The organism is Sodalinema gerasimenkoae IPPAS B-353, assembly GCF_009846485.1.
In the GTDB taxonomy this organism is placed as follows: Bacteria; Cyanobacteriota; Cyanobacteriia; order Cyanobacteriales; family Geitlerinemataceae; genus Sodalinema; species Sodalinema gerasimenkoae.
Window position 1 is genome coordinate 621026 of record NZ_ML776472.1, and the last position, 12615, is coordinate 633640.

Here is a 12615-nt window from a genome sequence, read left to right on the forward strand (position 1 = left end):
CTCTATGGAAACGCGCGATCGCCCCGCCACTAACTCAGACCTGACCCCACCCTCCCTGCCTCGCCTTAACATCTTCACCATGTTTCGTCTGGGTCTATTCCAGTTAGGACTGGGGATGATGTCTTTGCTCACACTAGCTATCATCAACCGTATCGCCATTGACGAGTTGAGAGTTCCTGCTCTGATCGCCACTGGGGCCATTGCCATGAAACGGTTTGTTTCCCCGGCTCGCGTCTTCTTCGGACAACTCTCGGACTCTACACCCCTCTTTGGCAAACATCGCAGCGGCTATGTCTGGATTGGTGCGGTTCTCTTCACCAGTCTCTCGTTTATCACGGTACAAGTCCTCTGGCAACTGGGTCTTAGCCTGCAAACCAACGGCATGACGGCCGCCCCTACCTACGGCTGGGCCGCTCTGTTTGTGGGCTGTTTTATGCTCTATGGCCTCTCCATAGATGCCAGTTCCACTCCCTTCGCAGCGATGTTGGTGGATATCTCCGATGAAGATCATCGCTCTAAACTCATTGGCGTAGCCGGGTCTATGCTGATACTGGGAACCATTGCTGGAGCGATGATTGGCTCAACCCTTCTTAACCAACCCGAGACTGGGGCCGAAACCCTCGGCAATCTGGAACAGGTGGATATCCCGGCCCTCAGTCTCACGGTGAACCGCGTCTTTATTATTGTTCCGGCGATCGTTCTGAGCCTCTGTTTCCTGGCTACCGTCGGTATCGAAGAGAAATACTCTCGCTATCACCAACGCTCGATGGTGGCCGACTCCAAGGAGCGTGTCACTCTGAAAATGGCCCTTCGCGTTCTCACGGCGAGTCGTCAAACCTGGTTCTGCTTGAGCTTCTTACTCCTGCTCACCATTAGCCTCTTTATGTACGACGTGGTGATTGAACCCTATGGCGGACAGGTTTTTGGTATGAGTATCGCCGCAACGACTCAATTAAATATCTTTCTCGGCATTGGAACTATCGTGGGCATTTCCAGTGCGGGTTTTGTCCTGGTTCCCCGTCTGGGGACAAAACGCACTAGCCAATATGGCTGTCTTGGGGCTTCAGTCTGTGCGTTGCTGTTCATCATTGCTGGAGTAGACCAGCGGGTGGAATTACTGCAAACGGCGTTTCTGTTTTATGGACTTTTTGCCGGAACCCTCATGGCTGGAGTCACCAATCTCATGCTGGATTTAACGGCGGCGGAAACGGCAGGAACCTTTATCGGTGCGTTGGGATTGGCCAAAGCGATGGCCCGAGGAATTTCCGCCATGATTAGTGGTGGGGTGTTAAACTTTGGAACCTGGGCCTTTGAGTCTCCCCTGTTGGCCTATGGGTTGGTGTTTTTGCTACAAGCTTTAGGACTCCTCCTGGCGTTAGTTCTGTTAAAACGGATTAATATCAAGGAATTTCAAGCCAGCACCCAAAATGCCGTGAGTCGTGTTATGGAAGAGGACTTGGAGTAGACCTTACTCGCTGGGGATTTCAATCACAAATTCGGTTCCTTCACCAACGCTCGACAAACAACTGAGACGACCCTGATGTTTCTCAACGACAATTTGATGAGAAATCGACAGGCCTAACCCAGTGCCTTTGCCCACGGCTTTGGTGGTAAACAGGTGATTGAAAATATTGTCACGCACCTCATCGGGCATTCCTGGACCATTATCACGAATGCGAATAATCACCCAGTCGGGGTTTGTTTCTTCAGCGTCCTCGGAGGGGGGCGTTTTGACTAACTCGGTGCTAATGGTAATCTCATTGGGATGTTGCTCAATTTCCTCAAATGTCAAACCCTCATTGGCTTCATCAAAGGCATCAATAGCATTGGCGATGATGTTCATAAAGACCTGGTTCAGTTGGCCGGCATAACATTTGATTTCTGGAAGGTTTCCATAGTCTTTGACAATTTGGATGCTGGGACGGGCCTGGGTGAATTTCAAACGCGGTTTGAGAATCATCAGGGTGCTGTCAATGCCTTCGTGGATATTGACAGCAACTTTTGCGGAGGTATCGGCTCGGGAGAAGGTGCGCAGGGAGCGACTAATTTGGCGGATGCGTTCTGTGCCGACACTCATGGAACTGAGGATTTGGGGCAGGTCTTTGAGAATAAATTCTAGGTCAATTTCTTCCATTTCCTCTTCAATGTCTTCTCCGGGGTCGGGGAAGGTTTCTTGATAGAGTTCTAACAGTCCCAGGAGGTCTTCAATATAGCCAGCGGCATGACTGAGATTGGCATCGACAAAGCCCACAGGATTATTAATTTCATGGGCGACCCCAGCCACCAGTTGCCCGAGGGTGGCCATTTTTTCACTTTGCACCAGTTGCAGTTGGGCTTGTTGGAGTTCTTCTAAGGAATCTCGCAGTTGTTGGGCCCGATCGCGCTCCCGTAATTCCGACTGTTTCAGGTTTTCGTAGAGGCGGGCATTTTCTAGGGCGATCGCCGCTTGGGCGCAGAGTAACATCAGGACATCGAGGCGATCGCGGGTAAAGGCCCCAGCGGTGAGATTGTTCTCTAGATACAACAGGCCAATTAACTTCCCTTTCCCCTGAATCGGGGCACAGAGGAGGGATTTGGGTTGAAACTGCTGAATATAGAGATCGTTGACAAACGCAGACTCGGCGGTGGCATCATTGAGCACCACGCTCTCATTGGTACGCGCCACATAATGAATGGCGGAGCGGGGTAAACTGTCACAGGCCTCAATGGAAATCCCCGGCCGTAAACCGGACTGAAGGGGGCGATTATCCTCCTCAGACCCCTCTCCAGACTCGTCCTCGCTCTCCTCATCGAGATCACCCACGGTTTGCACAATCTCTAACGTCAGTTGGCCCATGCGATCGAGAATAATTGCCCCCCGGGTGGCCCCCGCATTGGCGATCGCCAACTTCATCAATTTCCCTAACAGGCGATCGAGCACAATCTCCCCAGATAAGGAGCGGGCCGCCTTCATGACGGTGGTCACATCCAACACCGCCGCGCGCGATCGCGTATAGTCCAAACTCATATTGACGCGACGGTTGAACGAGTCGGAGTCTGCCTCATTCTGCAACGCCAGCGTCGCCACCGACAGCAACGACCCATAGGTTTGTGCCAACTGTTCCACCTTATGACGGGCCCCCCAACGTTGGTAGGCCGTATAGGCTTCAGCCAGATACACCCGGGCAATCTTGGGTTTCTGTCGTTGGAGCCAAAACTGAGCTGCCAACTCATGAGCCAAAGTCACCCCATAGGGGCAATGGCTCTCAACGGCCCGTTCGATGGCCGCATCATACTCATCGATGGCCTCTCCTTCGTTGCCCTGTAAGCGGTACCGCTCTCCCCGAACCATCGCCGCCAAACTGGCAAAGGTCTCAGGGCAGTCATGACTCCAGGATTCCAACTCCGCCGCAACGGTCAGAAATGGCTCAGGCAGCGGCTCACCGACTGCCGTCAAAGCACTCCAGCACAGAGCCATAATCGAACGTCCCAGGGCCCAAGTCAGAGGACTCACCTCCCCAGGAGCGATGATTGCCCCTGATGCAGTCATCACCCCCTCTAACCGAGCCAAGGCCGGCTCATACTCTCGCTCCAAATACAGAATCCAAGCGCAATGAATTTCAGTACAGGCCCACAATCGTCGCTGACTCGGAGCCAGTTGTGCCAACGGCACCACCTCAGGGGTCATTTCCTCAGCCGTCAAGCCAACGCGCAAATACCGCAGGGGCATCTGCAACGCCTTAAGGGCATCCATGGCCCAATGATGTTGATACTTGCGGCACCATTCCAAGGCTTGAGCAATATCCCCCGCAAGGATATTTAAGGCTTTCCCCCCATAAAACTCCAGATATAATCGCTCGACAATCATCACCCCCAGGGCGAGCCAGTCCCCCACCCCCCGGCTATGACGCTCCGCCGCATCCAGCAGCGACAGCGCCCGAGGAATCCCATACAGCCGAGGATACACCTGGCGGGCTAATTCTAAATCACTCCAACCCGGATAGGGATTGGGGTGGCCGAGTCCGGGGTCTGCGGCTTCACGGGAGCTGGGGAGTTGAGCTAACCGGGCCGTCTCCTGAGCCGTTCCCTCTGCTCCCCTAGAAGACCACAAGGGTTCATATAAGGGTTCGGGCAGGGGGTCGGGCGACCACAGCTCGGCTACGCTCCCTGCCCGCAAGGGGTCGCCCCTACGGGGATCTGGATGGGGGAGCAAGGCTTCAACGGCCCTGACCCAGGTTTGGGCTAGGTCTTTATGCCCCTGATTGAGGAGCATGACACTGTACACCGCTGCCGCGAGGGGAGTGGCGGGAGTCGGACCGAGTTGTTGCGATCGCCGTAATAGCTGCTGCACAATCTCCTGACAACAGGCACTCCGGGGGGCATAGGTGAGATAGAAGGTCAGGGTTTGACCGAGAAGCTGATCCAGGGCGGAGATGGCCTCAGAGGGGGGTTGACTCAACTGGTCAGGATGCCAATGGGGCAATGAGGCTATGGGGAGTCCGGAGATGAGGGGAGGCAGTTCCGGGGCGAGTCCCAAACGTAAGAGAGTACTTCGGGCCAGGCTGTCAGCGGCGTCTACTTCACCGCGCAGGCTCAAGGCCGCTAGGGCCAGGCGATCTAATTCTGTGCGTAGGGCATCTTGGGGCTGTTGCTGGTAGAGAATCTTCAGTAAGTCTTGGCTGCGATCGAGATTCCCCTGGAGAAGGTTCGCCCGCGCTCGTTCTAAATGTAGATTAAAGGATAATTGCGGTGTGGCTGACCAGGCCGTTTCTCCGAGAGCCTCAATTCCTGCCAAACTATAGGCGATCGCCCCTGTATACTCTCCGGTGAGTCGTGCCCGTTGGGCGGCGAGGTAATTGAGTTGTGCCCGTTGGATGGTCTCCTCCGTCTCGGCGATCGCCCCTTGACCCAAATTCCAGTGATAGACAATCTCAAAAATATCACGGGGAGGAATTGCCCAATCCACAGCTCGGCTACGCTCGCTGACCACCCGCTCCCCGGAGGCGCTTGAGGACTCCGGTGGGGTCACTGGGGGATGTTGGGCCCGCTGTAACAGTCGTTTGCCAATTTGTAGATGCAACTTGGCCGTGTCGGCAGAAATTTTCGGGGCCCCCTCGCGATTGGTCAGGGGAGCGGTCGTTGAGGCGAACCCCTGCGGGAAGCAAGCGTAGCCGAGCTGTGATCGCCCTTGAGCCATCTGGTAGGCCGCCTGCTGGACTTGTTCATGTAGGAATTGATATTGTCGCAATAACAACACCTCTTGAGGGTCCCTCGGAAGAGCCGCTGAGGCCGTGAGCGCCCCCCCAGGCCCGGAGTTCTTGGCTTGCGGTTGCACCAAACCTTCCACCAACGCCGGAATTAAGTTCTGAAATAACTCCTCGGGGGAGCCATTGACTAAATCGGCAATCAGATCCAAATCAAACTCCATCCCCACCACTGATCCTAGATGGAGTAGATATTGAGTTTGCGATGGTAGGGTTTTGAATTGATCGAGCAAAAATTCCAAGACATTATCGGTAATATCCTGGGCCTTGATGCGCTCAATATCCCATTGCCAACTCATAGACTCGTCATCGAACCGTAAGAGTTGTTCGCGATCGAGGGTTTTGAGAAATTCCCGGACAAAGAAGGGGTTCCCGTTGGTTTTTTGGCTAATCAGAGCCGCCAGGGGCATTACCGTTTTGAGGCTATTTTGTAGGGTATCGGCGACAAGAGCGGCGATCGCTTCGAGTTCCAAGCCCTGCAAGTGAAGTTGTTCTACCCGACAGCCGCGCTCCTGGAGTCGCTCTTGTAGAGAAAGAATTGAGTTGAGGGCAAAGCGGGAGGAAGAGGTGGGGGGGTGCGCCAGGGGTTGCCGGAGCAGACGGGTTTGATTATCCCGATAAGCGGCAATAACCAGGAACGATTGGGATTTAGGATCGCTCAGGAGGGTTTCAATCAGGGCTAAGCTGTCTAAATCAGCCCATTGCAGATTATCCAGAAAGACCACAAAGGGATCGCTACTACGAGCAAAGACTTGCAGAAGTTGTTGTAGCCGTTCTCGAGGACAGGTGGGGCGATTGCGGTTCCCGTAGGCTTCGCCATCGCCTAGCCGGCGCTCCTGCATCTCAAAATTGGGGGGTAAGTTCGGCCCCAGCACCAATTGCAATTCGGGGATCAGAGCCAGCAAATCGGCAAAGTCTGCGTTATCTTCCGAGTTAGGCTGGGGCTGCCCCTGGGGTAGAAGTGCGTGGAGAATGCGATCGCGCCATTGGCCCAAGGACGTTTCCGTTTCTGTCAACAGTTGGCGGATCAGTTCGCTCAGGGCGCTAATCCAGCCACCATAGGCCAGGGGGCCTCCTGAGGTCCGGTCTACGGCTGCCATAGACTCGCTGCTAGAGGGGGAACTGTCCCGTCGCGATCGCTGAAAGGTCCCGGAGACGAAATAGCCACAATGACGGGTCAGAGGTTTATAACTTTCGGCCACCAGGGCTGTTTTACCGATCCCCGACTCTCCCATAATAAAAATGGCCGAGGTGGACTGGGTGCGGGTTAAGGCGGGTGAAGCGCCCTTGTCGGCCTGGGGAACTGCGCCAATGGCTTCAAAGGCCTGATGGAGTTGTCCGAGTTGGCGATCGCGCCCGTAAATGGTTTGAGGAATGCGAAACTTGTTGACTACATCATTTTCGCCGGGGGTCACATCCTCAATCGTTCCCGTGGCTTCCAACTGCATCAAACACAGCACGAGATCCGTCTGAATCCCCCAAGCACTCTGATAGCGTTCATCGGCCGTTTTGGCCAGGAGTTTGAGCAAAATCCCCGACAGGGCCGGCGGAATACTCGCATCAATCTCATGGGGTGGGGTGGGATTTTGGGCGATATGACAATGTACCAACTCCATGGTGTCAGTACTATCAAAGGGTAAGCGTCCTAACAACAGCTCATAAAACGTCACCCCCAGGGAGTAAAAATCACTGCGATAGTCCAGGGAACAGTTCATGCGTCCTGTTTGTTCCGGGGACATATAGGGCAGGGTTCCCTCTAAGATGCTGGGATTGGGGAGAACCGTATAGGGCGGTGTAACTTGACTAGAAATGCCAAAATCAATCACCTTGACGCAATTGAGTTCGGGATTGTAGAGAAGATTGGCGGGGTTAATATCCTTATGAATGATATTGGCCCCATGAATTTGTCCGAGAATTTCCACAATTTGGATGGCTAAATCCAGAAACTCGGGCAATCGTAAGCGATGGGAAGGGCGTTGAGCTAAATATTGCTTCAGAGACAGTCCGCCGAAATCCTCTAAAACAATGGCCAGGGTATTTTGATAGGTTTCCAGGGCGACTGCCCGCACCACTCCATCCAGGTCGAGTTGTTGGGTGATGTGATATTCCTGGTGATAGCGGGCAATTTCCGTCGCCGTGGCGCGATCGCTCTTGAGGATTTTCAGAATGACTGGCAATCCATCCCGTTCGCGTTGTCCTTGATACACTAAGGAGTTCACGCTCTCGTAGATGGGTGAACTAAGCTGATAACCGGGAAGAAGAATGCTCAGCACAGTTGACAGTTTACCGTTGACAGTTGACAAATTCTAGGACCGTTTGAGGGGCATTAGCCTTCAGAGATGGCCATTGTGGAGAGAGGGTGGGCGAGCCAGGGGGTCTAGGGAATGAATGATGATATTTACTATTTTGACGCACTCTGGGGCAAGCGCGATCGCACCGAGGTTAAAATACAGCAAAACGTCCCCAATAGTGCCATTGGGGACGTGAATCAGTGGGAGTTAAGGAGCATCCCCCTCAGCTAGTCAATCATGGATTTAGGAGCGGCTGGACTCAAACTCAGCAATGTCGAGAATGGTTTTGAGGACTGAGTCGGGGTTCAAGCTAATGGAGTCAATGCCTTGTTCGACGAGGAAGCGGGCAAACTCAGGATAGTCACTCGGGGCTTGACCACAGATGCCAATCTTGCGATTGTTGGCTTTCGCCCGTTCGATGACCATCCGCACCATGGTTTTCACCCCTTCGTTGCGTTCATCGAAGATATGAGCCACCAAGCCGGAGTCACGGTCTAAACCGAGGGTCAACTGAGTCAAGTCGTTAGACCCAATGGAGAAGCCATCAAAGACCTTGCTGTATTCATCGGCGAGAATGACGTTGCTGGGAATCTCGCACATGACATAGACTTCCAAACCATTTTCGCCCCGTTTCAGCCCATATTTTTCCATTTCGGCTAGAACTTTACGGCCTTCGTCAGGGGTGCGGCAGAAGGGAATCATGGGGATGACGTTGGTGAGTCCCATCTCATCGCGAACCCGTTTCAAGGCTTTGCATTCCAAACCATAGGCGGGGGCATACTTGGGATCGTAGTAGCGAGATGCACCACGCCAGCCAATCATCGGGTTTTCTTCGTGGGGTTCAAATTGCCGTCCCCCGAGGAGGTTGGCATATTCGTTGCTCTTGAAGTCGGACATCCGAACGACCACGGGTTTGGGGTAGAAGGCGGCGGCGATGGTGCCGATGCCGTAGGCCAGTTTATCAACGAAGAACTGGGGTTTATCGTCGTACTCGGCGGTCAAGGTCGCGATTTCCCGTTTGACGGCAGCATCTTCGAGTTCGTCAAAGTGCAGCAGGGCCAAGGGGTGAGCTTTGATGTGGTTGGCGATGATGAACTCGAAGCGAGCCAAGCCGACCCCGTCACAGGGAATGGCAGAGAGACCAAAGGCTTCTTCGGGGTTACCGACGTTCATCAAGATTTTGGTCTGGGTGGTTGGGAGGTTATCGAGGACGGTTTCTTCAATCTCGAAGGGAACTAACCCGGCATAGACTTTTCCTTCTTCCCCTTCACTACAGGAGACGGTGACCTCTTCGCCGGTTTTCAAGACACCGGTGGCGTTTCCACAGCCGACAATGGCGGGAATGCCCATTTCTCGGGCGATAATGGCGGCGTGGCAGGTGCGTCCTCCTTGGTTAGTGACGATGGCGCTGGCTTTCTTCATAATCGGTTCCCAGTCGGGATCCGTTTTGTTGGTGATGAGGACGTCACCGGCTTCAAATTCGTCGATTTGTTGCACGTCGCGAATCACTCGGGCTAACCCTTGGCCGATGGCTTCACCCACGGCTCGTCCGGTGACGCGAATCTCACTGGTTCCTTGGAGGCGATAGTGTTTGAGGATGTTGCCGGATTTCTGGGATTGGACGGTTTCAGGACGGGCTTGGACGATAAACATTTCCCCGGTTTGTCCGTCTTTGGCCCATTCAATGTCCATGGGGGTATATTGTCCCCGGACTTCGCTGTAGTGGTCTTCGATAATGACGGCCCATTTGGCCAGGGTTAGGACTTCGTCATCGGTAATGGCGAATTTGAGACGTTCGGGTTCGGCAACGGGGACGTTTTTGGTGAGTTTTCCACCGCCCACGTCATAGACCATTTTGATCTCTTTGCTGCCGAGGCGTTTTTCTAGAATGGGACGGAAGCCCTGTTTGAGGGTGGGTTTAAAGACAAAGTATTCGTCCGGGTTGACGGCACCTTGAACCACGTTTTCACCTAAGCCATAGGCGGCGGTGATGAGAGCGGCATCTTTGAAACCGGTTTCGGTGTCGATGGAGAACATGACCCCAGAGGAGGCTAGGTCAGAGCGGACCATTTTCTGGACGCCAACGGAGAGGGCAACGTCAAAGTGGTCAAAGCCTTTGATGGTGCGATAGGAGATGGCGCGATCGGTGAAAATGGAGGCGAAGCAGCGGTGACAGGCCTCTAGGACTGATTTGGCGCCATGAACGTTGAGATAGGTTTCTTGTTGTCCGGCAAAACTGGCGTCGGGCAAGTCTTCGGCGGTGGCACTCGATCGCACGGCAACGTCGGTATCGTAGCTGTATTCTTTGCAGGCTTGGCGATACTCGGGATCGAAGCGTTCACAAAAGTCGGTGTCTGCGCCATAGCGTTCGCAAAGCTTGAAGTAGGCGGTGGCGATCGCCACTTCCAATTCTTTGGGGAAGGGGGTATTCAAAACCAAGGCACGGGCCTGTTTACCGCGATCGCGCAGGTTTTTTAGATTCTCAACATCCAGGTCAGAAAACAGTTGCCGGAGTTTGCTTTCGAGTCCGGCTTGTTTGACAAAATAGCGATAGGCATAGGCGGTGGTAGCAAAGCCCGTGGGGACGGTTACCCCTTTAGCGGAGAGTTGTTGAATCATCTCTCCTAGGGAGGCGTTTTTACCGCCAACTAGGGGAACATCAGCAATTCCAACATCTTCAAACCATAAAACAAGGCTTTCGGTCTTGGAGTATCCAGAGGTAGATTGAGGTGCGCTAGTAACCATAATTATCCATCCCACGTGGCTAAGCTTCATTTATTATGGTATCGACCTTACTCTGGAAGGTGACGACTTTTTAATGATTGTTTATAATTCGCTTTTTTTACTGTATGGTGAAGCTTTTTGAAGGGATAAAAAGATTGTTAAAATAATCATTTATTTGCGAGGATAAGGCGTATAATAAGGGGGCTTGTTGTTTGTTGTCATTTTGTTAGGGTTAATGCCCAAGCACCCAGGAGCTGACTGTCCCACTAGCCGGGGAGATCGCAGCCTGGGGCCAAAGAAAAGACGGTGAAGGGGTTGCCCTCACCGCCTGGCTGACAAGCGTTGGTCTTGGGGGTATGGTGTCTAGTCGTCGTATACTCGGCATTCTGCCGCGTCAGGGTTGTTGTCGCAGTAGGTCTCGAAAGACGTTTTTTCAGGCTTGTTCTTCTTGTGAGCAGCTTCTGCTTGTAACTCTTCGACGGCATCCCAGGCGGCAGCACATTCCTTAGAATTGGCTCCACTGGTGTCACAAGCGTCACGTGCAGCTTGGCGCTCTTGCTCAATTTGGCTTTGGATGTTGTTGTCGCTCATAATCTCGTCCGTTTGGATAGTTACCTGTTCTTAGTTTAGACATCTTATCGAAGCTAGGGGAACCTAGCTCTGAGACAATGTCTAAATTGGTCGGTGATTGGCTCCTGTTTCAAGAACGGGAAACAGAGCCAGAGGGCGGGGCGATCGCCCCCTCAGGGCTGACTCTATCGCCACTGTCCCCACGAGATAGTCTCCCGTGAACAGTTGCCTGATCGATCTTAACAAGAAAGCTTAAAACCCAAGCTGAGATCCCGGCTCGTCTCTAGAGACTGAGGATGGGGACGCTGCCGCCTCCTCTGAGGGACTCCCCGATGCAGGCTTGAGTTCGGGTCGCTTCTTGCTAGGATCACTCATACCCGAAAATAGGGCGAGAGTGCCAAAACCCTATCGTTCTTTTTAGATTTGCCGTCGATCGCTCTTTATTCTCCGGCCATCGATCCTGTCCCCCCTATCATTGGAAGAGAAACACCTATGGAGTGGGTTAATTCCCTGTCAACTCGTCCGTCTCTCGAAGCCGCCATCGCTGATGTGGTGGACACGGCCCTCGCCGCTCTTACCAATCCCCCTGATGTCGGGTTGGTGTTCATCTCCTCGGCGTTTGCAAGTGATTATCCGCGTGTGTTGCCCCTCTTGCGAGAGCGACTCCCGGATATTCCCCTCATCGGTTGTGGAGGAGGAGGTGTTATCGGCAACCGTCAGACTGGGGGCGAGTCCATCAAGACAGTGGAAATTGAGGGGGATATTGGCCTGAGCCTCACCCTCGCTCACTTGCCGGCGGTGAAGATTCAAGAATTTTATCTCTCGTTGGAGGATTTGCCGGATCTCGATAGTCCTCCCGATCGCTGGGTGGAGGAGTTGGGAGTGAATCCAGGGGATGATCCCCAATTTATTATCTTGGCTGATCCCCTGATGACGGGCATCACTGATTGTCTTCAGGGCCTCGATTATGCCTATCCCAGCGCTCCCAAAGTGGGGGGACTCTCCAGTGGTGCGCTTGCCAATGGTAGTAGTTTGTTTTGTGGCGATCGCACCGTGAGTGAGGGGGTGGTGGGCCTAGCTCTGTCAGGAAATATCCAACTCGATACGATCGTGGCCCAGGGATGCCGTCCCATCGGCAAACCCTATCGAGTGGCCTCAGGCGAACGCAACATCATTCTGGCCCTGGATGACTTAGGACAAACAGAAACGGCCCGGCCTCCCCTGGAGTTATTACGAGAGTTGATTACGGAGTTAAGCCAGGGCGATCGCGAATTAGCCCAACAGTCTTTATTTATTGGCGTGGTGCGGGATGAGTTTACCCAACAGCTCCAAGCCGGGGATTTTCTGATTCGCAATCTCGTCGGGGTTGATCCCCAAGCTGGGGCCATTGCCATTGGCGATCGCGTGCGTCCCGGACAGCGGGTTCAGTTTCACCTCCGGGATGCCCAAACCTCCGCCGATGACCTAGAAACCCTCTTACAACGCTACGCCCAGTCTCCTCCGGGACCCTCCCAACCCTTTGGGGCCGTGATGTTTGCCTGTCTCGGACGAGGACGTGGCCTATATGGTCAGCCTAATTTTGACTCCCAATTGTTCCATCGCTATCTTCCCCATCTGCCCCTGAGTGGCTTCTTCTGCAATGGAGAAATTGGTCCCGTAGGCGGCTCGACCTTCCTACATGGGTATACCTCCGTCTTAGGCATTTGTCGTCCCCGTTACTGAGACGGGAGAGGGGATGCAACGCCAGAGAATCGGCCACCGGGAACAAGGTTTCACTGCAAATCTGG

Annotated in this window: 7 protein-coding genes; 4 read left to right on the forward strand and 3 right to left on the reverse strand. The window is 53.7% G+C overall.

The window, feature by feature from the left end; translation table 11 throughout:
- Window positions 1-4: 4 nt before the first annotated feature.
- On the forward strand, window positions 5-1465 hold the full coding sequence (locus L855_RS02730; RefSeq protein ID WP_159783839.1) for a BCD family MFS transporter: 1461 nt from the start codon (window positions 5-7) through the stop codon (window positions 1463-1465).
- Window positions 1466-1468: 3 nt separating this feature from the next.
- Here L855_RS02730 and L855_RS02735 read toward each other — a convergent pair whose 3' ends face one another.
- Window positions 1469-7516 carry an ATP-binding sensor histidine kinase gene (locus L855_RS02735; protein WP_159783841.1) on the reverse strand — a complete coding sequence of 2016 codons (6048 nt, stop codon included), beginning with the start codon at window positions 7514-7516 and terminating at the stop codon, window positions 1469-1471.
- A 111-nt stretch (window positions 7517-7627) separates the two neighbouring features.
- Here L855_RS02735 and L855_RS02740 point away from each other — a divergent pair, with 111 nt between their 5' ends.
- Complete coding sequence (locus L855_RS02740; RefSeq protein WP_159783843.1) at window positions 7628-7765, forward strand: hypothetical protein; 138 nt, start codon at window positions 7628-7630, stop codon at window positions 7763-7765.
- A 12-nt stretch (window positions 7766-7777) separates the two neighbouring features.
- Here the strand turns inward: L855_RS02740 and ppsA are convergent, their stop codons facing one another.
- The gene (ppsA, locus tag L855_RS02745) at window positions 7778-10279 is read right to left on the reverse strand and encodes a phosphoenolpyruvate synthase (protein WP_159783845.1); all 2502 of its coding nucleotides are present in this window, start codon (window positions 10277-10279) and stop codon (window positions 7778-7780) included.
- A 342-nt stretch (window positions 10280-10621) separates the two neighbouring features.
- On the reverse strand, window positions 10622-10849 hold the full coding sequence (locus tag L855_RS02750) for a Calvin cycle protein CP12 (RefSeq protein ID WP_159783847.1): 228 nt from the start codon (window positions 10847-10849) through the stop codon (window positions 10622-10624).
- Between the two features lie 77 nt (window positions 10850-10926).
- On the opposite strand from L855_RS02750, the gene L855_RS22130 reads away from it, so the two are divergent.
- Together L855_RS22130 and L855_RS02755 are read left to right on the forward strand one after the other, a co-directional pair.
- Entirely contained in the window at window positions 10927-11049 is a 123-nt protein-coding gene (locus L855_RS22130; RefSeq protein WP_281349474.1) for a hypothetical protein, read from the forward strand.
- A 271-nt stretch (window positions 11050-11320) separates the two neighbouring features.
- On the forward strand, window positions 11321-12550 hold the full coding sequence (locus L855_RS02755; protein WP_159783849.1) for an FIST signal transduction protein: 1230 nt from the start codon (window positions 11321-11323) through the stop codon (window positions 12548-12550).
- The last annotated feature ends 65 nt before the right edge of the window (window positions 12551-12615 follow it).

Excerpts from the sequence above, each read along its gene's own strand:
- L855_RS02730 (WP_159783839.1), top strand. The coding sequence starts at position 5 with ATGGAAACGCGCGATCGCCCCGCCACTAACTCAGACCTGACCCCACCC.
- L855_RS02740 (WP_159783843.1), top strand. The coding sequence starts at position 7,628 with ATGAATGATGATATTTACTATTTTGACGCACTCTGGGGCAAGCGCGAT.
- ppsA (WP_159783845.1), bottom strand. The coding sequence starts at position 10,279 with ATGGTTACTAGCGCACCTCAATCTACCTCTGGATACTCCAAGACCGAA.
- L855_RS02750 (WP_159783847.1), bottom strand. The coding sequence starts at position 10,849 with ATGAGCGACAACAACATCCAAAGCCAAATTGAGCAAGAGCGCCAAGCT.
- L855_RS22130 (WP_281349474.1), top strand. The coding sequence starts at position 10,927 with ATGTCTAAATTGGTCGGTGATTGGCTCCTGTTTCAAGAACGGGAAACA.
- L855_RS02755 (WP_159783849.1), top strand. The coding sequence starts at position 11,321 with ATGGAGTGGGTTAATTCCCTGTCAACTCGTCCGTCTCTCGAAGCCGCC.